The following is a 21,668-nucleotide window of genomic DNA, read 5'->3' as shown; positions in this document are numbered from 1 at the left end:
CAAGATGGGCTTAGGCCCGCCACGCCGCCAAACGGCGGAACATTTCCGCGATCCCGGCCGCATCGGCATTGGCAAAGGCGATGCGGATCTGGCGTTTCCCGGCCTCAGACCCTTCGGGCTGGAACATCGTGCCGGGCAACATCAGGATGCCAGCTTCTGCCACCAGCCGTTTGCACAGCGCATCCGAGGCGAGCGGGAAGGGGTGTTCGACATAGGCGAAATAGGCGCCACAGCCCAGAAGCTTCCAGTCGGGCAGGGCAGAGAAACCACCCTCCATCGCCGCGCGGCGGGCGAGAATTTCGGCCCGCTCGCCTGCAACCCATTGCGACAGGTTCTGCATGCCCCAAAGCGCGCCGATCTGGCCCAATTGGCTGGGGCAGATGGCGACGGTGTCGAGGAACTTTTCAATCTCGGCCAGACGGTCAGCGCCTGCGACAACCGCGCCCACGCGGTGGCCGGTGAGGCGGTAGGTTTTCGAGAAGGAGTAAAGGTGGATGAAGTCGCGCGCCCAGTCCGGATCGGTGAAGAGTTCATGCGGGCGACCGGACCGGCTGTCGAAATCGCGATAGGTCTCGTCCACGATCAGGGCAAGGCCGTGGCGGCGGGCCAGGGCGTGGAAGGCGGTGAGCGTTTCCGCGGGGTATTCACTGCCGCCGGGGTTGTTGGGCGAGACCAGAACGATGGCGCGGGTGCGCTCGGTGATCAGCTTGGCGGCATCTTCGGCCAAGGGGATCAGGCCGGGCCCGGCGGGCAGGGGCACGGTTTTGACGCCCTGCATGTCGAGCCACATTTTGTGGTTGAAATACCACGGGGTCGGCAAGATCACCTCATCCCCGGCGCCAGCCAGCGTGGCCATGACAGCGCAGAAAGCCTGATTGCAGCCTTGGGTGATGGCGACCTGATCGGGTTGGATGGCGCCGCCATAAGCGGCCGACCATTGTGATGCAATCTCGGCGCGCAGGGCCGGCAGGCCCAGCACGGGGCCGTAAAGATGGGCGTCAGGATTGTTCAGCGCCGCATCCGCGATGGTCTGGCGCAGACCCAAGGGCGGGCTCTCCACCGGGGCCGCTTGGCTGACGTTGATGAGCGGGCGTTCTGGCGAGAAGGTGACCCCGGTCAACCAGCGCCGCGCCTCCATGACGGGCGGGGCAAATGTGGCGGCCATGGCGGGGTTCAGGGGGTGGGTCATCTTATGTCCTTGCTCATCGTCGGCTGCGCCGCTCTTCGCGAAGGCGCCCCTCGACGAGAAGCCGAAGGCGCCCGAGGAGGGATCAGTCCTTGCCGCGGAAGGGCTGCACGTATTGCAGCGCCATATCCCACGGGAAGAAGATCCATGTGTCCTGGCTCACCTCGGTGATATAGCTGTCCACCATCGGCTTGCCGCTGGGTTTGGCATAGACCGTGGCGAAATGCGCCTTGGGATACAGGCTGCGCACCAGTTCCAGCGTCTTGCCGCTGTCGACCAGATCATCGACGATCAAGACGCCAGTGCCGTCGCCCATCAGATCGGCCTGCGGGGATTTGATGACCATCGCCTCTTGGCGCTGATCGGCGGCCCCGCCGCCGGCGTGATAGGATTTCACCGAGATGGTGTCGACCACCCGGATGTCCAACTCGCGGCTGACGATCATCGCGGGCACAAGGCCACCACGGGTGATGCCGACCACAGCCTTCCACGTGCCGCCCTCGCCCGGACCCTTGCCATCCAGCCGCCACGCCAGCGCGCGGGCATCGCGGTGGATCTGGTCCCAAGAGACGTGAAAGCCTTTTTCGTGGGGCAGACGGTCATTCATGGCAGGCTCCGTTCAAGTTGCAGCTATTTTGACACCCAACAGGGCGAGGATACCGCCAAAACTCCGGTCAATTCCGGTTTTCAGGCGGGCATAGGCCCGACGTGGGCCGTCAAAGGAAAACGCACGCGCGACGACAATATTGCAGATCAGTTCGTTCAGAAAGATCGCGATCAGCAACAGGCCAATCCAAGGCAATGTTGTGCCCGGTGGCACGGTGCCCACAAACACGGCCCCAAAGAAGACTGCCGGTTTCGGGTTTGACAGTTGCGTCACCACCCCCAAGCGAAACGCCGACTGTGCCGAGCGGGGTGTCTGGCCTTCTGCATCCATAACCAAAGGGTCCGTTGCGTGGCGCCACATGTGCCACGCAATCCAGCACAGAAACATACCGCCCGCAATCTTGTATCCCCACAGGAGGGCAGGGGCCGCCTTGAACAGTATGGCAAGCCCAAACAACGCTGCCACGGCCCAAAACACCGCGCCGATGCCGATGCCTACGGCAAGCCAAGCCCCGGTTCGAAAGCCCTCGCGCACGCCGGTGCGGGCGGCCATTAACACGGCAGGCCCCGGGCTTGCGGCGGCGATCAAGTGCAAAAACCAAGCTGCCGTGAAGGCGGCAAGTGTCATGCCTCACCCTTTTGGGCTTTGGCGGTGACCACATCGATATCCGGCGCATCCACAGCCTTCATGCCGACCGCATGATAGCCGGCATCCACATGCAAGTTTTCGCCCGTGGTGCCGGAGCCCAGATCGGAGAGCAGATAAAGCGCGGCCTTACCAACCTCGTCTTGGGTCACGTTGCGGCGCAAGGGCGAGTTCAACTCATTCCAGCGCATGATATAGCGGAAATCGCCGATGCCAGAGGCGGCAAGTGTCTTGATCGGGCCGGCGGAAATGGCGTTCACACGGATGCCGTCTTTGCCAAGGTCTTCGGCCAGATATTTGACCGACGCCTCAAGCCCGGCCTTGGCCACGCCCATCACGTTGTAATGCGGCATGACCTTTTCGGCGCCGTAATAGGTGAGGGTCAAAAGGCTGCCCCCTTCGGGCATCATGGCGGCGGCGCGCTGGCAGACGGCGGTGAAGGAATAGACCGAGATGTCCATGGCCATGGCGAACCCGGCGCGCGAGGTGTCAACATAACGGCCGCGCAGTTCGTTCTTGTCGGCAAAGCCGATGGCGTGAACCAAGAAATCAATCTTGCCCCATTTGGCCGACAGTTCGTCAAAGAGCGCATTGATGCTGTCGTCGCTTGCGACATCGCATTCGACAAAGGTATTCATCCCAATCGATGCGGCCAAAGGTTCGACCCGCTTCTTCAGCGCTTCGCCTTGATATGAAAAGGCGATTTCTGCGCCATGGGCCGCCAATTGCTGGGCGATACCCCAAGCGATCGATTTGTCATTGGCCAGCCCCATGATGAGGCCACGCTTTCCTGCCATCAGTCCGGTTGACATTTTGTCTTCCCCGCCCACCCTTGATTGTGAATGAGACGAATAGGCCAAAGCCCCGCCGCTCGCAAGGGTGCGGGCGGGGCGGGCTGCGGCGTCGGGAACATAAGGATGCGGACAGATGAGCGACCGGAGCGGGATTTTTGCGGGCGAGGATCCCTTTGCCATTGCGCGGGCTTGGCTGGGCGAGGCTGAGGCGAGCGAGCCCAATGACCCCAACGCGATTGCGCTGGCCTCGGTGGATGCCGATGGCCTGCCGAATGTGCGCATGGTGCTGTTGAAAGACATCGAGGACGCGGCCTTTGTGTTCTACACCAATTACGGCAGCGCCAAAGGGCAAGAGCTGACGCAATCGGGCAAGGCCGCTTTTGTGATGCATTGGAAGTCGCTCCGCCGCCAGATCCGAGTGCGCGGCACGGTCACCCGTGAGGAGGGACCGCAGGCTGATGCCTATTACAACTCGCGGTCCTTGCAATCCCGGCTCGGGGCATGGGCAAGCCAGCAGTCGCAGCCCTTGTCGTCGCGTGGCGCCTTGATGGCCGATGTTGCCAAGATCACCGTGACCCATGGGCCGACCCCAAAGCGCCCGCCGTTCTGGGGTGGGTTCCGAATTGAACCGGTGGAAATTGAGTTCTGGGCGGACGGCGCGTTTCGGCTGCATGACCGCTTTCGTTGGACCCGCAAGTCGGCAAAAGACGCTTGGGACGTGCAGCGGTTAAACCCCTGAAATTCGCGCTTCGTGAACGGAAGAGACCCCGCGTTAGCCCAAAAGAATGGCGGATTTGACTTGCAACCGCCAAAGGTTTGGGAGCATGTCACACGGATGGGCTCTATCTGGGGAAACGGCTCGGCTATGATGGAAGAAGAAGGTACGACGCACACCGTTCAGGGACGCGTCAAATGGTTTGACCCCTCAAAGGGGTTTGGATTCATCGTTGCCGAGGGTGAGCCGTCGGACATTCTGTTGCATGCCAATATCCTGCGCAACTTCGGGCAAAGCTCGATTGCCGACGGGGCTGGCATTACGGTGAGCGTTCAGCGCACGCAGCGCGGAATTCAGGCGGTTGAGGTTTTGAAGATCGAGCCGCCGGTGGGTGCGCCGTTCCCCTTGGAGGACGACGCGGTCCACGGCTCGTTGGAAGATTTGGCCGCGCTGCCGGTGGAACCGGCAAGGGTCAAGTGGTTCGACAAGGGCAAGGGCTTTGGCTTTGCCAATGTGTTCGGCCGCGCCGAGGATGTGTTTGTGCATATCGAGGTTCTGCGCCATTCTGGCTTTGCCGATCTGCAAGCGGGCGAGGCCGTTGGTTTGCGCATCGTAGACGGCAAACGTGGGCGTATGGCGGTGCAGGTTGTATCATGGGACAGCGCGTTGCGGGTCTGAATGTGGTTTGCGCTGCCGCCGTGGTCGGGGGCAGCGCCTTTGCACAATGCGCGCCGGACAGCCTTGAACTGCGCAACACCGCAGGCACCGTCCACCGCTTTTCCGTCGAATTGGCCGATGACCCGGATGAGCGCGCGCGCGGGCTGATGTTCCGCGAAAAGATGCCGATGGCCTCTGGCATGCTCTTCGTCTTTCCCGAACCCAAACATGCGACCTTTTGGATGAAGGATACGCCCTTGGCGTTGGACATCCTTTTTGTCGATCAAGCCGGGTTGGTGACTCGGGTGCATGAAAACGCCGTGCCGCTGAGCGAGGCCTTGATCGATGGTGGCCCGGATGTGGCCTTTGCGTTTGAGATCAATGGAGGGCTTGCTAGTCGCATGGGAATTGGTCCCGGTGCCGTGCTCCGCCACCCCGCGGTTGCCGCCAATTTTGCCGTTTGGCCTTGTGAGGCACCCTAAGCCTTTTCATTCCTGAAAAAGCCAGCTAGGAAGCGCGCGTCGGGGCGTAGCGCAGTCTGGTAGCGCGACGGTTTTGGGTACCGTAGGCCGGGGGTTCGAATCCTCTCGCCCCGACCATCATTTATCAAAAACCATGGCCCGCGGTTTTCTGTCTGTTTGGCAGGTTCGCCACGTCGCTTCTCGCGGCGACCGGTTGTCGGACGCCGTCTTCGCATCTCATCTGGCGGAGAGCGCGGCGGCGATGGAGAAGATACGCCGCTTGCTTAGTGACGTAGGAAACGACAGCGATTAAGTGAGCGTGGGCGCGTAAGGTTGCGCTGCTAAGGTCTCTGCGATCCGCAGGGCGCGAGACGCTCTCGGGCTTCGTCGTTGGAAGGTGGCCCTGCTGGCTGGAACATGGATGGTGCCGCCAGTACTGGTAATGCAATGCCCTTCGGGGAACCCGGAGGCATTCTTGGTTTGCGAACTGCAAGTAAGGCATTGAAATATATATTGTATGCCAAGGCTTTCATGTCGGCCTTAGGTATTTCATTTGGTCAGCCCGGTTCTGGGAGCCTTAGGTGGGGAGGGCGAACCCTCTCGCCCCAACCCGTTTTCGCGCAATGTCTGGTTGGCAGGTCTGTCGTCTCGTCAAGGTGCGCTCTTTGCATGTGCCGTGTGCGCGGTGGCTGTGTCCAACATTTCTGGTGACCGTTCGGCCTATCTGCCCAGGTGTAGCTGGTCTTGCTAAGACTTATCCATCGGCGCGCGTTTGATGCGGGCCGCCGGTGGGAAGAGTAGAGTCCACTCTTGCGGCTCGATCGCGAATTCAAGCTCCATCATCGACCCTTTACTGCACGCCCCACGGTTCGCTCAGAGGGCTTTTGTCAGGACTGGGGATCCTTTTTGTCGCGCATGTCATGAGCCACCAATAAAGCCCGCAGTGCTCGGGTCGCAGATGGGTTAAGCTGGACCTTGCCGATCTCGATCTCAAAGATACGCTTGTGGCGGGTGTTGGCGTTGCCCCCGATGCCAATGGCAGTTGCAAAGCTGGCGCGCGATAGGCCAAGGCGCGCACGCGCCTCTGCGATCTGGGTGGGGGTCATGTCGGCCCCGTGTTGCATGCGAGCCAACACGGCCTGCGCCTCGCCGGCGGTCTCATACCAACCAAAGGGTCCGGGCAGGCTGGCCAACCAAGCCCGAGCGGCATCAACATCCTGCAGGTCGGGCGCAAAGACCATCTCGCGCAGCTTTGCCAAGAGGTCGGCGGCGCTGTCACATTGAAAGATTACCGGGATGATTCCGCCAGTGTCGATTGCGATTGCGATGGGCATTTGCGTCTTCCTTCGTGACGGGAGGTGGGGCGGCTTATGGCACCCCGGCTTCATCTTCGGTCATCTCCGCCTGTCCATGAACCCAAAGAAACACCACCTGATGATGGGCCACTTTCAGAACCATTGGAGCCAAGGCACGCATCCCTTTTGCCGTGTCAGTTTTCGCGGTTTCTGCCGAGATGATCATGAAAATCTTGTCCGCATGTTGGCAACCTTTAGCGCTGATCGAGGAGCCCGATCCGTCTAGCACGGGCACTCAGCAAAATCGGTCGGACAGCCAAGCGCCGACTGAGAAGACCGTTTCCGCCGAGCCGCTGCCACTATTGTCGAAACGGGGGATGAAAACCTAAGGTTCATCGACGTCGCTTTCCCTGTGTGGGTCCTCATGTTCCTGTCGATATCTGGTGTTGTGGTGTTTAACCCATCCAACGGGAGGGTGAGGGCTTGAAGGTGACTTGTCGTCGCGAAGCTTCTTCACATAAATTTCTGATTTTATTTATTATTTCGTGGTCTTGATGGACGAAAATTGATGGGTTTGGCTTTTTGCGTTGTCGGCTGGAGGCCGGGAATTTTGTCGCCCCGGCCAGTTTTCAATACTCTGAGACCTGAATAACCCCGGGTCAAACCCTCAATGGGCGTAACTCTGGCGCAGCCCCAGCAGTGCTGTCTTGTGCCATGGTCTTGCATCGTGCCCTCAGCGGGGCATATCTGGCACAGGTGCAAACGGGGGCGGCGGCGATGATCGGGTTTGACAACAGCTGGGTGCGGGACTTGCCGGGCAGTTTCCTGCGGCTGGCGCCTGATGCGGCCCCCGCGCCGGTGCTGGTGGCGTGGAATGACAGCCTTGCCGCCGATCTGGGGTTGGACCCGGGGATTAAGGCCCACGCGGCGCAGTGGTTTTCTGGTGCGGCCCTGCCGCCGGGGGCAGAGCCTGTTGCACTGGCCTATGCGGGCCATCAGTTTGGGGGGTTTTCACCCCAGTTGGGCGATGGGCGGGCGCATCTTTTGGGCGAATTCCTGGATGGGCAAGGGCGGCGCTGGGATATCCAGTTGAAAGGATCAGGCCGCACGCCGTTTTCGCGCGGCGGCGATGGCAAGGCGGCCATTGGCCCGATGTTGCGGGAGTATGTGATTTCTGAGGCGATGGCGGCGATGGGCATTCCCACGACTCGCGCGCTGGCCGTGGTGGCGACGGGTGAGACGGTGTGGCGTGAGGCTGGTCCATTGCCCGGTGCCGTCGTCGCGCGGGTGGCGGCGAGCCATATTCGGGTGGGAAGTTTTCAGTTCTTTTCCGCGCGGGGTGAGACGGACAAGCTGCGCGCCCTGTTGGATTACACCATTGCCCGCCACTACCCGCATCTTGCCCCCGGTGACGCGCTGGGCTTGTTTGATGCCGTGACGCGGGCGCAGGCGCGGTTGATTGCGCAGTGGATGGGCGTGGGTTTTGTGCATGGGGTGATGAACACCGACAATATGGCGCTGTCGGGGGAGACCATCGACTATGGCCCCTGCGCCTTTATGGAAGCCTATGCGCCGGGCACGGTGTTTTCCAGCATCGACCGGCAGGGGCGCTATGCCTATGCCAACCAGCCGCTGATTCTGGGGTGGAATCTGGCGCGACTGGCCGAAACGCTGCTGCCCTTCTTTGATCCTGATGAGGCCCGCGCGGTGGCTTTGGCCAATGAGCGGCTGGGCGCGATTGCCGAGATTTATGAGGCCGAGTTTCAGGCGGTGATGGCGGCGAAGCTCGGGCTTGCGGCACCTGATGCGGGGCTCGTGGGCGATTTGCTGGGATTGATGCCGGGGCTGGACTGGACACTGTTCTTCCGCCGCCTGTCTGAGACGGGGTCCGACGGGGTGCGCGGCATGGCAGAGGGGTTGGCGGGCTGGTTGGAGCGCTGGCAGGCGATGGGTCCTGACCTTGGCGCGATGCGGGCCGTGAACCCGGCGATCATTCCGCGCAATCATTTGGTCGAGGCGGCCTTGCAGGCCGCCACATCGGGCGACATGGCGCCGTTTCATGCCCTTGTGGCCGAGATCCGCCGTCCGTTTGAGCCTGCCATGGGACGTGAGGCCTTTGCCTTGCCCGCGCCCGAGGGCTTTGGCGATTATGTAACATTTTGTGGCACCTGAGCCTCCTCGTGCGCCTGCGGCGTCTCGTCGGCGTGGCCGAGGAGCGACGAAGTCGACGACGAGGGCGAAGTTGCGGTTGACGAGCCGCCCCGAGCTTGGGCAGGGTGCTGCCATGAATCCGCGTTCCGATATCCATGACCGGCTGGCGGCGTCCTTGCGCGAGGCGCGCAAGGCGCGTGGGCTGTCGCTTGATGCGGTGGCCAAGCTCTCGGGCGTGTCGCGCAGCATGGTCAGCCAGATCGAGCGCGGCGAATCCTCGCCCACGGTGGCGACTTTGTGGAACCTGACCCAAGCCTTGCAGGTGGATTTTGCAGGTCTCTTGGAAGGCAAGCCCGAGCCGGGGATCGTGGTGATCCGTGCAGCGGCAGCGCCAGTTATCTTGGGTCGCGGCATAGCGGTGTCGATCCGCATCCTGTCGCCCGCCGAGGCGGTGGGTGAACATGAGGTTTATGATCTGAGCTTTGGGGCCGGGGGGGCGCTGGAAAGCGAGCCGCACAGCCCCGGATGCCGCGAGCACCTGACCGTGGTCGAGGGCGCGCTGCGGGTGGTGTCGGGGGACGAGGAAAGCCTTTTGGGCCCCGGTGACACGGCGCGCTATCCGGCTGACCGACCCCATGCCATTCGGGCTGAGGGCGGGCCGTCGCGCGCCATTTTGATCGTTCAGGACAGTTGACGCCCCGGGGGCGCTTCGCCCCCCGGACCCCCCGAGGATATCTGGGCCGCATTGAAGGCGTATTCCGTTTTGATGGATTTATTCCGTTATCTTGACATTCGCGCCGATCAAATGAATTATCCGTTAAGTTGGAGGATTTCCGCCATGACAGATTCCAGATTTTTGAACCATTTGAGTGCAACCTTGGCCCAGATTGAGGCCGATGGGTTGATGAAGCGTGAGCGGCTGATCGAGGGCGCTCAGGGGGCCCATGTTACGATTGGTGGGCGGCGGATGTTGAACCTCTGTGCCAACAATTATCTGGGGTTGGCCGATGATCCGCGGCTTGTGGCGGCGGCGGAGGCGGCGATGGCGAGCCATGGGTATGGCATGGCCTCGGTCCGGTTCATTTGCGGCACGCAAGATCTGCACCGGGCCCTAGAGGCGCGCTTGGCGCGGTTTTTCGGGATGGAGGACGCCATTCTGTTTGCCGCCTGTTTTGACGCCAATGGCGGGTTGTTTGAGCCTTTGTTGGGTGAGGAAGATGCGATTGTCTCGGACAGCCTGAACCATGCCTCGATCATCGACGGCATCCGGCTGTGCAAGGCGCGGCGGTTCCGGTTTCAGAACGGCGATATGGCTGATCTGGAGGCCCAAGTGCAGGCGGCGCGGGCAGGTGGCGCGCGGTTTGTGATGATTGCCACGGATGGTGTGTTTTCGATGGACGGCTATCTGGCCGATCTGCGCGAAATCCGCCGGATTGCTGATGCCTATGACTGTTTGACCATGGTGGATGATTGCCATGCCACGGGGTTCATGGGGCCGGGCGGACGTGGCACGCCGACCCATGCCGGGGTGAGTGTCGACATCCTGACCGGCACGCTGGGCAAGGCCTTGGGCGGGGCTTTGGGCGGCTATATCGCGGGTCCGCAGCCGGTGATTGACCTTCTGCGGCAGCGAGCGCGGCCTTATCTCTTTTCCAATGCCTTGCCCCCGGCGGTGGTGGGGGCGGCGCTGGCGGCTTTGGAGATTGTGGAGGGGGCCGACGATCTGCGGGCGGATCTTTTCCGCAATGCCGCGCATTGGCGGGCGGGCTTGGCGGCGGCAGGGTTTGATCTTTTGCCTGGTCAGCATCCGATCATTCCGGTGATGGTGGGGGAGGCGCCGAAGGCGCAGGCCTTTGCCCGGGCTTTGGATGCGCGCGGCGTGATGGTTTCGGCCTTCTTCTACCCTGTGGTGCCGCATGGGCGGGCGCGGATTCGCACGCAGATGAATGCCAAGCTGACCTTAGCCGATTTGGATTTTGCGCTTGAGGCCTTTGCTGCGGCGGGTCGTGAAACGGGGGTGCTGTGATGAAGGCTTTGGCGAAGACGCGCCCAGAAATCGGGCTGTGGCAGGTGGAGCGCCCGGTGCCTGAGATTGGCCCGGAGGATGTGCTGATCAAGGTCAAGAAAACCGGGATTTGCGGCACAGACATCCACATCTGGAACTGGGATGACTGGGCCGCGCGCACCGTGCCGGTGGGGCTCGTCACGGGCCATGAGTTTGCAGGCGAGATCGTGGCCAAGGGGGCTTTGGTTGAAGGGTTGGAGATTGGTCAGCGCTGTTCGGGCGAGGGGCATTTGATTGGCAAGCTGAGCCGTCAGTCGCGCGCGGGCAAGTTCCATCTGGACCCAGCGACGCGCGGCATTGGGGTGAATGAGTCCGGTGCTTTTGCCGAATATCTGCGTCTTCCGGCGTTCAACGTGGTGCCCTTGCCAGATTCGATTGACGATGAGATCGGCGCGATCCTGGATCCTTTGGGCAATGCTGTGCACACGGCCCTGAGTTTTGATCTTGTCGGCGAGGATGTACTGATAACGGGTGCAGGCCCTATTGGCATCATGGCCGCCGCCGTGGCCCGCCACGTGGGTGCGCGGCATGTGGTCATTACGGACGTCAATCAGGCGCGGCTGGATCTGGCGTCAACCGTGGCCGATGTGGTGCCGGTGAATGTGGCCACGACCGATTTGCGGTCGGTGTTTCCGTCTTTGAAGATCGCCCAAGGATTTGACGTTGGCATGGAGATGAGCGGCAATCAGCAGGCGCTGGATCAGATGGTGGACAATTTGGTGATGGGGGGGCGCATTGCGATGCTAGGCATCCCGCCGGGCAAATCGCCCGTGGATTGGAGCCGCATCGTTTTTAAGGCCATCACCATCAAGGGCGTTTATGGCCGCGAGATTTTTGAAACCTGGTACAAGATGATCGCCATGCTGGAAAACGGTCTGGATGTGCGCCGTGTCATCACGCATCGCTTCAAGGCCGAGGCCTTCGCAGAAGGGTTCGAGACGATGCGTTCGGGTCTGTCGGGCAAGGTGGTTTTGGATTGGGCGTGACGCGTGGGGCCGGCTTTGGCTCTTACCGCTTTGTTTGCGGTCTGAAGCGGGGCGGCGTCACACCGCTTGATGCACCTCGATGACATTGCCTTCTGGGTCATGAAAAAAGACCTGATGCCATTCTTTCGCGAAGGCCGTCCCATAATCTGAGTATTGGATGCCGTGCTGATCAAGGAGGGCCTTAAACGCTGCGATGTCGTCTGTCCGAAAGGCGATATGGCCGCGCTCCACAGGGTTGATCACTTCATTGTTCTTAAAAGCGACGGTCAGATCCTTGGTCGCAAGGTGCATTTGCATACGACCGTCCGTGGCGAACTTGATTTTTCCAGCATACCCGCTGGTGGCTGTCGCATCAGGTCTTGGGAAAGACGAGGTGGGAATATCGCCCAAGCCAAGAATCTTGGTGTAAAAGTCATGCAGCCGATCGACGTTCTCTGAGACATAGTTGATGTGGTGGAATTCTAGCTTCATGGCCTCAACCTTTGCTTTTGATGGTCACGGAACATGCCGTCTTGCGGATGCCCGACGTCACAGTAGACGCCGCATTCTGCGGATGTATAGCGGCAATGCTGACCGGGCATAAGCGGTGATTGAGGGACCATGGGGGAGCGTGGTGCAGACGTTCTCTTCACGGCCAAGCACATGTGTCGGCCCAAAGGCAGTTCGAGATTTTGCCCTAACTGTTATCTTGCTTTGGACGCGCTGTGCACTGTCGCATTGACATGTTGAATGGTGGTCTGCGCATGGATGCGGGCCGCCAACGCGAAAAAAGCGGTTGTTGGTGTGACCAATTGGATCAAGTGTTGCCAGCCGGAGGCAAGGTGGGCACATCAATTCTTTGGCTGCAAAGCAGTGTAGATCCACGGCGTCTGGTATCGTGTCCAGGTGGCTCAACTGGGTTTTGCAGTATCCTGAATTGCGAAGAGACAGTGTGGCGGGTAATGCAGTAAAGATCTAATTCAGGGTTATAATGCCATTTGGAACGGAACATCAAAAGCGCAGCACAGTTGCGAAACGGCTGTCTTATCCAGCAGGCTGCTGCGATCGTCTGCAAAATCGGCTTTTAAAATCAGCCACGGCCGCTGCCGAAACACATGGCGCACCGCCACGAGCAGAAAAAGTGAGCGGGCCTTTCAACTCAAGGCCCGCTGTAGGGTCAGATTGCCAGGTCGCTCAAGGTTTTTCCAGCAGAAAGGGCTTCTGCCACCCATTTGGGCTTACGTCCACGACCAGTCCAAGTAAGGCTGCTGTCCTTGGGGTTACAGTATTTTGCCGCAACGGGACGACGCTTGGTCTCTTTAGACGCATCGCCAACCAGCTCTGCCAGTGAGAAACCCATTTCTTTGGCTTTGGCTTCAAGCTCGGAACGGGCAGCTTTCTTTTTGCGATCTTCGTAGTTATCGATCGCCTTGGTCACCTCTGTGTGAAGTTTCTTCAGCTCCGAGAGGGTCAGTGTGTTCATATCCATGTTGGGCGCAAACCTGTTATAATTGCATGTGGTTCTGATAGGGCCAATTAATTGCGTCTGCAATACATCAGTTCATAAGGACGAATGCATTTTATCAAGTAGCAGTTCTGCATCTGCTCATCTGCTGCTAAGTCTCAAAAAACGTTCCCAGATGACTTATGGAGGTCACATGTGGGTTGCCCAGCATATACTTGCGATTATCGCGATCATAACCATTGGTCTGACTTGGAGTTCCGCGCATGCCCAAACAGCGCCGTATGCTGTCAAGTGGTCCTATGATGATCTGGTCGAGGTGAAGCGGTTAGACTTCATCGTGATGGCGGACCGACTTGAAATTCACGGCATCGTCGTGAACAAAGGAAACTGCCCGATTGCGACAACCATGAACGGCGCTGTTGAATTAAGTGTGAATGACGCCGTTGAGGCACTGGGCAAGGCAATCACGGGTCAGGCAGTTGAGCCGCTTGACCAATCTTCCGACCCAACCGAAGGATTGCCGCTTGTTGGCGTCTTTGGTGAGGCTTTGTCGGTCTATGTGCCAAATTCTTGCAATATCCTACTTGTTGAAATCATGACGTCTGAGGGCAACTGGTCCTCGAACTTCAAGCCCTAACCACTTGAAGATAAGCATGTGACAGTAACACCAGATCGCATGTTTTGATCGAAGAAAACCCGCCTAAACATGTGGTGGTGAGAAGGAAGAAGAATGAGAACGACTAAAGGAAACGCTCTGTGTTCAGGCGCCTTGACGTTTGTGGCGCCCCTTCTTCTTGCCTCTTTTGGAGCACCAGTCGAGGCTGAGCCAAGTAGGCTTTTTGGCGTTCAATTGTCTGAGAACTATGAAGCCTACGATATCGACCCAACCACAGTTGTAGAGGACGGTTACGGTTTAGATCCGTTTTATAACGTTGATGTGGTCCCACCCGAACGAAATCCGGGTTTTGAGTATTATACCCTTACATTTGATAGTGGGACAAAGAAGGTTGAGGAGGTTCAGGCTGGGCATCCGTTCGGAGACGAGAAGTCGTGCAGAGAAGCGGCCGATGATCTGAGTAAAGTTTTGATACCAAAGTTCGACAAGGAGCCTCAAAAATGGGATGGCGTGAATGGTCAGTATCGGCAGTACGAATACAATTACATTCATGATACATGGGCAGGATCTGTTCGATGCATAACCTTCAGTGGAACCGACACGTGGCTTTACATTAGCATTGGTACAAATAGGCTTTGGGAGGCGCGAATTAAGAATCTCGACAAGTTCTAGATCACGGGAAACCCTACGATTTTAAAGGGTTGTCCGGCAGTGTCGTGATCTTGTGGCACATGTCCCGTTCACAACTTATGGCGAATAACATCAAGACAGCGAAGCACTGCTTCCGACCGCCGTTCCCGCTCCATGTGGTCAAAAATTGATGAGCTTAAGCGTTCGCGAGAGATTGAGCGTCGGCCGATACAAAAGGCATGCGCTGAAGGTGTTCAAAAGGGCTCTGGTCGCTAAGAGGGTGTCTCAAGGTTGTGAACCGCCTCTAAGTTCGCCGAGGATCTTGAGATCCGCCCTTTGGGCATATTTGTGGTGGGAGATCGCCAGCGCGTGATCCTTTGGACAATGGGCGCCGGTGAAAATTCCCACGGTGAGGCAATGTGAAGCTTCGCAAGGCTTCGCCAAGCGTTAACACGTTTCACGAAAACAACATAAGCGCCACGTGGCGCCCAAGTCATTGATAAGATGGTGGAAATTGGCTCCGGCGGTAGGGATCGAACCTACGACCAATTGATTAACAGTTATAGTGGTTGTCATATAAAACAAGAGGTTATACGGTACGTTATATCTCGGCTTTATAAGTAACGATCCCCCAGCCCACATGACCAACGTTCCATCAGCGATCAATCTTTACAAGGGCTTATCGATCTACAAGGTCGGTGGTTCATCGAAGTGGTACGTTCGAATTTGGGATCGTCGGACCAAGAAATACCTGGTCAAATCGACGGGCGAGGATAGCTCGATCAGGGCAAGGGCGGCGGCTCAGGAACTTGCGCTGTCGTTGCTCAGAGCTGAGCCCTTGATCGAAAGCCGCTACACGTTCCGCCACTTCGCTTTGAAGCTTTTGCATAAGGCACGGATACAGGGCAAAGCGGGTGATCGGAGCGATGGCTACGTCAAGTCCATCCATTGGGCTATCCAGAACGAAGACTGGGGGCTGCTGAGGCACTTCGGTGAGATGGATGTCAGGCAGCTCAAGACGAACACCTATCAGGACTATATCGCCCAACTTGAGAAGAAGCGTCCTGACCTTTCGTCTTCAAGCAAGAATACGTTGATGGCTGCGTTTCGTAATGTGTTGAAGATCGCACGGGATGAGGGTGTCATCGACAACGTTCCCGCAACGCCAAGGGCTAGGGTGAAGGACAATCCCCGACCGTTCTTTCGGTTTGCGCCCTTGGTGGCGAAGGAGGACGACGCCTACCAGAAGCTGCTTAAGGCTGTGAAGCAGATGGAGGGGCAGGGGGTTCAGGTCAGAGGCTTTGCGGTTGATGACGAGTTCTACGACCTGCTGTTGTTTCTGACCCATTCCTTCGTTCGACCGATCATGTCTGAGCTTTATGCAATTCGGCATTCAGACGTCACGATTGCAGATGATCCAAGGCGTTTGATCGTCACGGTCCGTGATGGAAAGACAGGGTTTCGGGCAGCCAACACGATGGAGGCGGCTGTGTCCGTGTATGAGCGGATCAAGAAGAGATATCCTAACGCAAAGTCAGAGGACTACATCTTCTATCCTCGCTGGGAAAATCGAACCACGGCATCGGGTATGGTGCAGCGGTTGTTTAATGAGGTTCTGAGGGTGTCAGGGCTCGAGACCGATGCGGTAACGGGCAAAACGCATACGCTCTATTCCTTGCGCCATACTGCCATCTGTATGAGGATCATCAACAGCGATGGGCGGGTGAACATCTTCAACCTCGCCAAGAACGCTGGGACGTCGGTCGATCAGATCGAACGCTTCTACGCACGGTTCCTGCCGTTGTCGAAGGAGATGGCACGGAACCTGCAAAGTTTTGGTGAGTGAAGGGTGCCCTTGATTTTAGAAATTAGATCTGTAATGGCAATATAAGTTCACAATACGTTAAAACTGGGTAAATTAAAAAATGGTATCACCACGAGAAATGTGGCGCATCGACTCGCTGCCCATCCTAGGACGCAATATAATACTTCCGACTTTTCATAATACCTACCAAGATGATAGTGAAAAGCTCTTTCTACACAAAAAACCTGATGATGGATGCTATTTCCTTGTCTTCCATAAGAAATCAATAAATTGGAGATGGGACGCAATGGTCAATAGACCACCAAGAAATCTTTCCCTTCAATTTTCACAATACGATTCAACTAATTACAATATTTCATTTGACAATATCTCTTCTATATGCAGGTTTTATCCACAATTCATCTTCTTGAAATTGAATAGGGATATTGAGAAAGGTAGTGCAAATCTTCGTAAGATATTTGTGTTTTTTTCCTCAATGCTGAGCGTTCGCCTTGTATCAAATGGAGAGCCTGTATTTAAGAACGATTTGAGAATACCTGTTGAAAGTGTTAGTGGAATGCTATTGGACTTTCTCGACCCCAATAATTAAAGTTATCGATGTTATGGGGGCTGGGCTTAGGTGAGGGGTCGTGAAATCATGAAAGAGTATGCACTTTGGGAGCAACATTGAGAATGAGCTCTTTTACTGAGTGCAGAATTTGCAACTGGTTTGATGAACCCAACTGGATCTTGTATCTGTTGACGCTCTAAGATGATCGGTAGGACGGCAACATACCAGATCAAACGATTGTTCGCACGGTTCCTGCCGTTGTCGAAGGAGATGGTACGGAACCTTCGAAACTTTGGGGCATAGTGAACGGGTCCCTGTAAGGACCCGTTACAAGGTCAGATTGCGAGATCGCTCAGAGCTTTCCCCGCAGCAAGGGCTTCTACGACCCACTTCGGCTTACGTCCACGACCCGTCCACGTCAGACTGGAGTTCTCGGGGTGGCAGTACTTCGCAGCTACGGCGCCACGCTTACGCTCTTTTGGAGCATCGCCAAGCAGCTCGGCGAGGGAAAAACCCATTTCCTTGGCTTTTGCTTCAAGTGCAGAACGGGCTTCTTTCTTCTTGCGATCCCCGAAACCATCAATCGCTTTGGTCACGTCAGAATGAAGTTTCTTGAGCTCGGAGAGGCTGAGGTTGTTCAGATCCATGATTTTGCAAACCTAATATAATTGCTCTATCTGCGATCAATAGGGTTCTTCCATCTCATTTGCAATACATCTTAAAGCAGAAGCCATGTATCAGGCATTATAGAGAGGGACATGCCTTTGGATTGTTCTCCGTTGTGATCTTTTCTGGAATTCTGGACGCCATTGTTGCGGTTAGTGGGAGAACAACATGGCTGCCAAATCAAATTTCGTATTCGTTGACGTCACAGAACGTCCAAAGGCAAATTCGGCAGCGATCAAACGGCAGCGACTGATCGAAGGGCTTACCAAGCAATCCGCAGAAGTCGCACGGTTTGCGGCTGGTCACTGGTCGCCCAGGATGTGGTTCTGGGCGGATGACAGCGGCAAGTTCTATCTTGAGGTTCGCTATGCCAAGAAACCCTTGCCGATCGGAGATGGCAAGTCAGCGATCCTGTGCCAATCGTTGGAAGACGTGGCAGCGAAGATCGATCAGTTGAAAACTATGGTTCGATCAGGGGATCTCGATCAACAGATTGAGGCCGCCTCAGAGGCAATCCGTAGTAGGTTTAGGAAGTCGAGGTGAGTTCAAGTCACACGTCTGCAATTCTAAACCCAAAATGCCCAACAAGTTCTGATTTGGCTGATACTGCTTTGCTTGGAGCCTTAACCAATCGACAGTGCCGATGGTGGTCGGACCAAACAAGCGCTCGAAGACATCGTCACATTCTGGCTATGACGCAAAAGCGAAGCGCTTTCCTATTTTATGGGTCGTTGCATTATTCTTCTTTTCACGAAAGAGTGTTTACGAGGGCGGTGTTGTTGCAGGGGTTGCCCTCTTGGACGCCACAGCTGCTTTGCAGCAATAGAAGGTAAACGACATGAACAAAAAGATACTCTTGGCGGGAGCTTTCTGCGCTCTTGCAACCCAAGGTGCTTACGCAGGTGGGGTCGTTGAGCCGACCATGGAGCAGGAAGTAGTGGTAGCGGAGACTGCTGCATCTTCGGGGGGAGTTCTGTTGCCCTTGCTGCTACTTGTGCTAATCGCAGTTGCTGTTTCTGGGACTAGTAGCGCCCCTCCACCGGTTTGAAACCGCCTCGGAAGCGATCCGTGGTCGGTTCAAGAAGTCCAAGTAATCAAATCAGCCCTGCCACGGCTGCAAAGCTCAGCACAGTGGCAGGGTACCACTTTGTCCCCTTTGGGGTTTCTAGCTTTGCGTCGTTCAATCGACGTGCTGCCTCAGATGCGGAAGGGGCTTGATCCCAGATCACCCTGAAGGCTAGTAGGTTTGCCTCCACAAACTCACGCTTTTGCTGCTTCCGAGCCTCGGCAAGTCGTTTGCCGTTAACGCCTAGCTGTCGTCCACGCTTCTTAGCCTCGGCAAGGGCTGCTCGGGTCCGTTCAGAAATCTGACGACGCTCTTCCTCGGCAAAACAAGCGAGAAGGTGCAGGAAGAACGTGTTGACGTTGGGATACTCGCAAACAACCAGTTCGATCCCTTGGTCGATGATCCCAGCGATGAACGACACCTTGCGGGAGAACCGATCCAGCTTTGGGATCAACAACTTTGCCTTGGTCTTCTTGACGAGGCTGATTGCCTTCCACAGCTCTAGCCGTTTGTCATTCTTTCCAGACTCGATTTCCGTGAACTCGGCTGTGATCGTGTCGGTCGGCTGGATGAAGCGATCAACCATCGACCGCTGGGCATCAAGTCCAAGTCCTGATCGGCCCTGACGCTCGGTCGATACCCGATAATAGACCACATATTCGACCATCCTCTTGCCCCCGTAACCGACAAACCAACGTCTGCTGGGTACGGCATCAATGGAACTGAGGGATTTGACAACAGTTCGGACAGCGGTTCGAGCAACTGAAGTCCTAAATTTTGAATGTGAGAGATGGCATATCGGTTATATGGAAAAGGAGATCCAAACATGACTAAAGAAAATTTTGTAAGCTGCACCGAATCCGAAAACAAATGCTACATCCGCCAAAGAGGAACCGCTGTGTATTTTACACAGCTTCGCCAGAAGGATCTAAACGACCTGAAGAATGCGGTTAATCATTCGACTCAGAAATTCCTTGATTTGTTTGAAATTTCATTCAGGGCAAGAGAAGACAGAGAAATGCTGGTCCTTCACTCAAGCGAACTGATTGGAATTCTCAAACAAAAGTATGATGACTATTTCACCTTCATCTTCAACGACGCAGTTGTGTTCATGTCAACTTCAAACTGTGATATCGAAGAGGGGACAAGGGCGCAATGGCTTGAAGAGGAAATAGATCTCTCAAGATCGTTTCGAGATCAATTTATCAAGGAAAGCGAAGGGGACCCTAATAAGATCGATTTTATTAAAAATTACTATGCCAAAATAGAGCCAAAAATTGTAACTCGAATCGGGAAAACCCATATTTAATTATTCTTAATAGGTAAATCATCCAGCAGATGCCAATCTGACGGTTCCATCCTCAGCACTCAAATACCTCCGATACTGGCGAACCACATCGTCATCGTATCGGAGGTTTTTCTTTTTGTCAGGTACGTCTTTGTTCTGCTTTGTGAATTTCGGACAGCGGTTCGAAAAACTGAAGTCCTAAATTCTGCATAAAGGATGGAATATATTTTAAAAATGGCAATAACACCATACCAACTTACAAATCAAAGGATGAAAACATGAATTGCAATGAATTGAACGTATATCGGCGTGATGAAAACCTGGGGGCTGACTATGACGCAGAGTACGAGAAAGACTCTGCCGCTGAGCTGCTAATTAATCATTTATATGACCTTGAGCAGAGTGACCGTGAAGATGAAGTGGGTCAGGGCAGAGAAGGTTCTGTTTCCTTTTCGACAAGGGAAGAGTTCGATCAATTCTGTATGAAGGAATACGGAACTAGACATTTGCAGCTAACCGACGAAGCTTGTGAGGTACTCATAGAGGGCTGCGAGTACGGTCGAAAGTGGATCAACTCTGACTTCTTATTTGAAGTTCAGAGATCTCGGAATTTGAAGGGAGAGCCAAGCTTGGGTTACTCTGCAATTTATTTTAAAGAGTATGAGACTGCGATCTTTCGTAGTTATTTGGATGTAGTCACAGAGTTTCGAGCGAAAAACCCGAAACTAAGAGAATTCTGTGACTTCTTCGAACGAGTGATGCGAAAAACCTACGGGATCACTGCGGAAAGCGACCAAGTGACGTCGAGCTAACAACTCTGCTGCCAATCTCTAGATACCTCCGATACTGGCGAACCACATCGTCATCGTATCGGAGGTTTTTCTTTTTGGCGGGCACGTCTTTGTCCTGCAGCGTGAACCCTGGGCGATCTGACGTCTTGTTGTTCGGTCGAGCATCGAACTTAGCCCTTAGGGCATCAATCACACTGTCATTGAATGGCTTTGGGCGTCCAAGTTCGACCCAGTAACGGTACATCAACAAGATGCCGTTGTACGCTTTCCCCGAAAACTCTGGTCCTGCGTTCAGCTCGTATTTGCTGAACCCAACGACCTTTGACTTGCGGTTTGATGGATCAACGCCAAGCTCCCGTAGCTTTTGCTCCTGCCGTTCCTCGATCAATCGTTTGACCTCTTTGATCGTCGTCGACACTGCAACATTCAAAGGCACTTGAATCGTCATCAGGTTTGGGTGCTGCGAGACCTTGCTGACCTCCATCACCCTGTCATCGCCGAACAAGTGTTTGTGCTGTGCCCACCAAGGGTCGAACAGCGTTGTCGTTACATCCCCCCATGGCGCATAGAACTCGGCTGATTTCTTCAGGTTGTCCTGCAATGCTGGATCAAGGTGGGCAAGTTTCAGGAACTCAAACCACAGGCGGATGTGCTGTTTCCTTGACTTGATCTGCCAGTACCGTTTCGCAGCCATTCTGTTTCCACATGCTTTGACGTCAGCTGAATGCTGCTCGAAGGTCTAATCCCTAATCAATGAGGATCACTGTTGGGATCAACGGGTTTCTTGCGCTTGAGCCGTTCCCGAGCTTCTTTAACCACCTCTTCATCAAACAGATCTGAGAACTCATCAATTACAGTCTCATAGGAGACATCTGTTCGATCAGCACCCTTCAACAACTTCCAGCCTTGCGTATGACCCTTCCGCATCAATGTAGTCAGAAAGTCATGCACTGATGAGGCTTTAACGGCACGTCGGGTATACTGTGCCTTGACGGGTCGTCCAGCCTTCTCCTCCAAGACATCTTCATAATCAACGACACGGTTCCAAAACGCTTCTTCAAGCGGGGAGGAAGGATTTTCAGCCTCCACCTGAGCTACTCCCCGAAAATCGGACAGTGACGGAAGCTACGATCTGACGTCTGCTGGTCTCCAAGAACGAGGAGATCAGAACATGAAGAAACGCAGGAACCATGACGCGGCGTTCAAGGCGCGTGTTGCGTTAGAGGCGCT

At 55.9% G+C, this 21,668-nt stretch carries 25 protein-coding genes and 1 tRNA gene; 14 read left to right on the top strand and 12 right to left on the bottom strand.

What is annotated here, in order from left to right; translation table 11 throughout:
• Positions 1-10 precede the first annotated feature (10 nt).
• The 4 genes from AC72UB_RS13315 to fabI all read right to left on the bottom strand — a co-directional run bounded on the left by AC72UB_RS13315 (position 11) and on the right by fabI (position 3,250).
• A complete protein-coding gene (locus AC72UB_RS13315) occupies positions 11-1,189 on the bottom strand; it encodes an aminotransferase (RefSeq protein ID WP_505190215.1) in 1,179 nt (392 codons plus the stop codon).
• 82 nt (positions 1,190-1,271) lie between these two features.
• Positions 1,272-1,793, bottom strand: a complete 522-nt coding sequence (gpt, locus tag AC72UB_RS13310; RefSeq protein ID WP_463290689.1) for a xanthine phosphoribosyltransferase — start codon at positions 1,791-1,793, stop codon at positions 1,272-1,274.
• Between the two features lie 12 nt (positions 1,794-1,805).
• Positions 1,806-2,420 carry a LysE family translocator gene (locus AC72UB_RS13305; protein WP_505190214.1) on the bottom strand — a complete coding sequence of 205 codons (615 nt, stop codon included), beginning with the start codon at positions 2,418-2,420 and terminating at the stop codon, positions 1,806-1,808.
• Positions 2,417-3,250, bottom strand: a complete 834-nt coding sequence (gene fabI, locus AC72UB_RS13300) for an enoyl-ACP reductase FabI (RefSeq protein WP_463290687.1) — start codon at positions 3,248-3,250, stop codon at positions 2,417-2,419. The genes AC72UB_RS13305 and fabI overlap by 4 nt, the downstream gene beginning before the upstream one ends.
• A 115-nt stretch (positions 3,251-3,365) precedes the next feature.
• On the opposite strand from fabI, the gene pdxH reads away from it, so the two are divergent.
• From pdxH to AC72UB_RS13280, 4 genes are all read left to right on the top strand, one after another.
• On the top strand, positions 3,366-3,971 hold the full coding sequence (gene pdxH / locus AC72UB_RS13295; protein ID WP_505190213.1) for a pyridoxamine 5'-phosphate oxidase: 606 nt from the start codon (positions 3,366-3,368) through the stop codon (positions 3,969-3,971).
• Positions 3,972-4,097: 126 nt separating this feature from the next.
• Positions 4,098-4,625, top strand: coding sequence for a cold-shock protein (locus AC72UB_RS13290; protein WP_505190829.1), 528 nt, complete (start codon positions 4,098-4,100; stop codon positions 4,623-4,625).
• Entirely contained in the window at positions 4,601-5,086 is a 486-nt protein-coding gene (locus tag AC72UB_RS13285; RefSeq protein ID WP_505190212.1) for a DUF192 domain-containing protein, read from the top strand. Before AC72UB_RS13290 ends, AC72UB_RS13285 begins: the two co-directional genes overlap by 25 nt.
• A 40-nt stretch (positions 5,087-5,126) precedes the next feature.
• Positions 5,127-5,203, top strand: a tRNA-Pro gene (locus tag AC72UB_RS13280).
• A gap of 749 nt (positions 5,204-5,952) precedes the next feature.
• Here the strand turns inward: AC72UB_RS13280 and AC72UB_RS13275 are convergent.
• Together AC72UB_RS13275 and AC72UB_RS13270 are read right to left on the bottom strand one after the other, a co-directional pair.
• Entirely contained in the window at positions 5,953-6,399 is a 447-nt protein-coding gene (locus AC72UB_RS13275) for a hypothetical protein (RefSeq protein WP_505190211.1), read from the bottom strand.
• Positions 6,400-6,433: 34 nt separating this feature from the next.
• A complete protein-coding gene (locus AC72UB_RS13270) occupies positions 6,434-6,586 on the bottom strand; it encodes a hypothetical protein (protein WP_505190210.1) in 153 nt (50 codons plus the stop codon).
• Between the two features lie 551 nt (positions 6,587-7,137).
• Here AC72UB_RS13270 and AC72UB_RS13265 point away from each other — a divergent pair.
• From AC72UB_RS13265 to tdh, 4 genes are all read left to right on the top strand, one after another.
• The gene (locus tag AC72UB_RS13265; RefSeq protein ID WP_505190828.1) at positions 7,138-8,532 is read left to right on the top strand and encodes a protein adenylyltransferase SelO; all 1,395 of its coding nucleotides are present in this window, start codon (positions 7,138-7,140) and stop codon (positions 8,530-8,532) included.
• Between the two features lie 112 nt (positions 8,533-8,644).
• A complete protein-coding gene (locus AC72UB_RS13260) occupies positions 8,645-9,205 on the top strand; it encodes a helix-turn-helix domain-containing protein (RefSeq protein WP_505190209.1) in 561 nt (186 codons plus the stop codon).
• A 144-nt stretch (positions 9,206-9,349) separates the two neighbouring features.
• Positions 9,350-10,537 (top strand): glycine C-acetyltransferase, encoded by a 1,188-nt coding sequence (locus AC72UB_RS13255; RefSeq protein WP_505190208.1) that lies wholly within the window; start codon positions 9,350-9,352, stop codon positions 10,535-10,537.
• Complete coding sequence (gene tdh / locus AC72UB_RS13250; protein WP_505190207.1) at positions 10,537-11,562, top strand: L-threonine 3-dehydrogenase; 1,026 nt, start codon at positions 10,537-10,539, stop codon at positions 11,560-11,562. Before AC72UB_RS13255 ends, tdh begins: the two co-directional genes overlap by 1 nt.
• 57 nt (positions 11,563-11,619) lie before the next feature.
• Here tdh and AC72UB_RS13245 read toward each other — a convergent pair whose 3' ends face one another.
• Both AC72UB_RS13245 and AC72UB_RS13240 read right to left on the bottom strand, forming a co-directional pair.
• Positions 11,620-12,033, bottom strand: a complete 414-nt coding sequence (locus tag AC72UB_RS13245; protein WP_505190206.1) for a VOC family protein — start codon at positions 12,031-12,033, stop codon at positions 11,620-11,622.
• A gap of 685 nt (positions 12,034-12,718) precedes the next feature.
• On the bottom strand, positions 12,719-13,024 hold the full coding sequence (locus AC72UB_RS13240) for an H-NS histone family protein (RefSeq protein ID WP_505190205.1): 306 nt from the start codon (positions 13,022-13,024) through the stop codon (positions 12,719-12,721).
• Between the two features lie 175 nt (positions 13,025-13,199).
• Here AC72UB_RS13240 and AC72UB_RS13235 point away from each other — a divergent pair, with 175 nt between their 5' ends.
• The 3 genes from AC72UB_RS13235 to AC72UB_RS13225 all read left to right on the top strand — a co-directional run bounded on the left by AC72UB_RS13235 (position 13,200) and on the right by AC72UB_RS13225 (position 16,098).
• Entirely contained in the window at positions 13,200-13,643 is a 444-nt protein-coding gene (locus tag AC72UB_RS13235; RefSeq protein WP_505190204.1) for a hypothetical protein, read from the top strand.
• 93 nt (positions 13,644-13,736) lie between these two features.
• Entirely contained in the window at positions 13,737-14,294 is a 558-nt protein-coding gene (locus AC72UB_RS13230) for a hypothetical protein (protein ID WP_505190203.1), read from the top strand.
• Between the two features lie 598 nt (positions 14,295-14,892).
• On the top strand, positions 14,893-16,098 hold the full coding sequence (locus AC72UB_RS13225; RefSeq protein WP_505190202.1) for a site-specific integrase: 1,206 nt from the start codon (positions 14,893-14,895) through the stop codon (positions 16,096-16,098).
• An 864-nt stretch (positions 16,099-16,962) separates the two neighbouring features.
• Here the strand turns inward: AC72UB_RS13225 and AC72UB_RS13220 are convergent.
• A complete protein-coding gene (locus tag AC72UB_RS13220) occupies positions 16,963-17,274 on the bottom strand; it encodes an H-NS histone family protein (protein ID WP_505190201.1) in 312 nt (103 codons plus the stop codon).
• A 187-nt stretch (positions 17,275-17,461) separates the two neighbouring features.
• Between AC72UB_RS13220 and AC72UB_RS13215 the strand changes: the two genes are divergently transcribed.
• Positions 17,462-17,836, top strand: a complete 375-nt coding sequence (locus tag AC72UB_RS13215; RefSeq protein WP_505190200.1) for a hypothetical protein — start codon at positions 17,462-17,464, stop codon at positions 17,834-17,836.
• A 551-nt stretch (positions 17,837-18,387) separates the two neighbouring features.
• Here AC72UB_RS13215 and AC72UB_RS13210 read toward each other — a convergent pair.
• The gene (locus AC72UB_RS13210) at positions 18,388-19,026 is read right to left on the bottom strand and encodes a recombinase family protein (protein ID WP_505190199.1); all 639 of its coding nucleotides are present in this window, start codon (positions 19,024-19,026) and stop codon (positions 18,388-18,390) included.
• A 159-nt stretch (positions 19,027-19,185) separates the two neighbouring features.
• Between AC72UB_RS13210 and AC72UB_RS13205 the strand changes: the two genes are divergently transcribed.
• Both AC72UB_RS13205 and AC72UB_RS13200 read left to right on the top strand, forming a co-directional pair.
• Positions 19,186-19,668 carry a hypothetical protein gene (locus tag AC72UB_RS13205; protein WP_505190198.1) on the top strand — a complete coding sequence of 161 codons (483 nt, stop codon included), beginning with the start codon at positions 19,186-19,188 and terminating at the stop codon, positions 19,666-19,668.
• Positions 19,669-19,925: 257 nt separating this feature from the next.
• Positions 19,926-20,459, top strand: coding sequence for a hypothetical protein (locus AC72UB_RS13200; protein WP_505190197.1), 534 nt, complete (start codon positions 19,926-19,928; stop codon positions 20,457-20,459).
• Here the strand turns inward: AC72UB_RS13200 and AC72UB_RS13195 are convergent.
• Together AC72UB_RS13195 and AC72UB_RS13190 are read right to left on the bottom strand one after the other, a co-directional pair.
• Complete coding sequence (locus AC72UB_RS13195) at positions 20,425-21,132, bottom strand: hypothetical protein (RefSeq protein ID WP_505190196.1); 708 nt, start codon at positions 21,130-21,132, stop codon at positions 20,425-20,427. The genes AC72UB_RS13200 and AC72UB_RS13195 overlap by 35 nt on opposite strands.
• A gap of 56 nt (positions 21,133-21,188) precedes the next feature.
• The gene (locus AC72UB_RS13190; RefSeq protein WP_505190195.1) at positions 21,189-21,527 is read right to left on the bottom strand and encodes a hypothetical protein; all 339 of its coding nucleotides are present in this window, start codon (positions 21,525-21,527) and stop codon (positions 21,189-21,191) included.
• Between the last annotated feature and the right edge of the window lie 141 nt (positions 21,528-21,668).

Origin of the sequence: Allotabrizicola aquatica (SeqCode) (assembly GCF_965194375.1) — a bacterium.
Lineage (GTDB): Bacteria > Pseudomonadota > Alphaproteobacteria > Rhodobacterales > Rhodobacteraceae > Tabrizicola_A > Tabrizicola_A aquatica.
The sequence above is the reverse complement of the archived record's forward strand: the minus strand, read 5'-3'. Positions and strand labels throughout refer to the sequence as shown.

What these genes read in the sequence shown, in the direction of transcription:
- AC72UB_RS13195 (WP_505190196.1), bottom strand. Translation starts at nt 21,132, where the DNA reads ATGGCTGCGAAACGGTACTGGCAGATCAAGTCAAGGAAACAGCACATC.
- AC72UB_RS13225 (WP_505190202.1), top strand. Translation starts at nt 14,893, where the DNA reads ATGACCAACGTTCCATCAGCGATCAATCTTTACAAGGGCTTATCGATC.
- pdxH (WP_505190213.1), top strand. Translation starts at nt 3,366, where the DNA reads ATGAGCGACCGGAGCGGGATTTTTGCGGGCGAGGATCCCTTTGCCATT.
- AC72UB_RS13240 (WP_505190205.1), bottom strand. Translation starts at nt 13,024, where the DNA reads ATGAACACACTGACCCTCTCGGAGCTGAAGAAACTTCACACAGAGGTG.
- AC72UB_RS13265 (WP_505190828.1), top strand. Translation starts at nt 7,138, where the DNA reads ATGATCGGGTTTGACAACAGCTGGGTGCGGGACTTGCCGGGCAGTTTC.
- AC72UB_RS13285 (WP_505190212.1), top strand. Translation starts at nt 4,601, where the DNA reads ATGGGACAGCGCGTTGCGGGTCTGAATGTGGTTTGCGCTGCCGCCGTG.
- AC72UB_RS13255 (WP_505190208.1), top strand. Translation starts at nt 9,350, where the DNA reads ATGACAGATTCCAGATTTTTGAACCATTTGAGTGCAACCTTGGCCCAG.
- AC72UB_RS13200 (WP_505190197.1), top strand. Translation starts at nt 19,926, where the DNA reads ATGAATTGCAATGAATTGAACGTATATCGGCGTGATGAAAACCTGGGG.
- AC72UB_RS13315 (WP_505190215.1), bottom strand. Translation starts at nt 1,189, where the DNA reads ATGACCCACCCCCTGAACCCCGCCATGGCCGCCACATTTGCCCCGCCC.
- AC72UB_RS13305 (WP_505190214.1), bottom strand. Translation starts at nt 2,420, where the DNA reads ATGACACTTGCCGCCTTCACGGCAGCTTGGTTTTTGCACTTGATCGCC.
- AC72UB_RS13275 (WP_505190211.1), bottom strand. Translation starts at nt 6,399, where the DNA reads ATGCCCATCGCAATCGCAATCGACACTGGCGGAATCATCCCGGTAATC.
- fabI (WP_463290687.1), bottom strand. Translation starts at nt 3,250, where the DNA reads ATGTCAACCGGACTGATGGCAGGAAAGCGTGGCCTCATCATGGGGCTG.
- AC72UB_RS13290 (WP_505190829.1), top strand. Translation starts at nt 4,098, where the DNA reads ATGATGGAAGAAGAAGGTACGACGCACACCGTTCAGGGACGCGTCAAA.
- tdh (WP_505190207.1), top strand. Translation starts at nt 10,537, where the DNA reads ATGAAGGCTTTGGCGAAGACGCGCCCAGAAATCGGGCTGTGGCAGGTG.
- AC72UB_RS13245 (WP_505190206.1), bottom strand. Translation starts at nt 12,033, where the DNA reads ATGAAGCTAGAATTCCACCACATCAACTATGTCTCAGAGAACGTCGAT.
- AC72UB_RS13260 (WP_505190209.1), top strand. Translation starts at nt 8,645, where the DNA reads ATGAATCCGCGTTCCGATATCCATGACCGGCTGGCGGCGTCCTTGCGC.
- AC72UB_RS13235 (WP_505190204.1), top strand. Translation starts at nt 13,200, where the DNA reads ATGTGGGTTGCCCAGCATATACTTGCGATTATCGCGATCATAACCATT.
- gpt (WP_463290689.1), bottom strand. Translation starts at nt 1,793, where the DNA reads ATGAATGACCGTCTGCCCCACGAAAAAGGCTTTCACGTCTCTTGGGAC.
- AC72UB_RS13205 (WP_505190198.1), top strand. Translation starts at nt 19,186, where the DNA reads ATGACTAAAGAAAATTTTGTAAGCTGCACCGAATCCGAAAACAAATGC.
- AC72UB_RS13220 (WP_505190201.1), bottom strand. Translation starts at nt 17,274, where the DNA reads ATGGATCTGAACAACCTCAGCCTCTCCGAGCTCAAGAAACTTCATTCT.
- AC72UB_RS13215 (WP_505190200.1), top strand. Translation starts at nt 17,462, where the DNA reads ATGGCTGCCAAATCAAATTTCGTATTCGTTGACGTCACAGAACGTCCA.
- AC72UB_RS13270 (WP_505190210.1), bottom strand. Translation starts at nt 6,586, where the DNA reads ATGATCATCTCGGCAGAAACCGCGAAAACTGACACGGCAAAAGGGATG.
- AC72UB_RS13210 (WP_505190199.1), bottom strand. Translation starts at nt 19,026, where the DNA reads ATGGTCGAATATGTGGTCTATTATCGGGTATCGACCGAGCGTCAGGGC.
- AC72UB_RS13230 (WP_505190203.1), top strand. Translation starts at nt 13,737, where the DNA reads ATGAGAACGACTAAAGGAAACGCTCTGTGTTCAGGCGCCTTGACGTTT.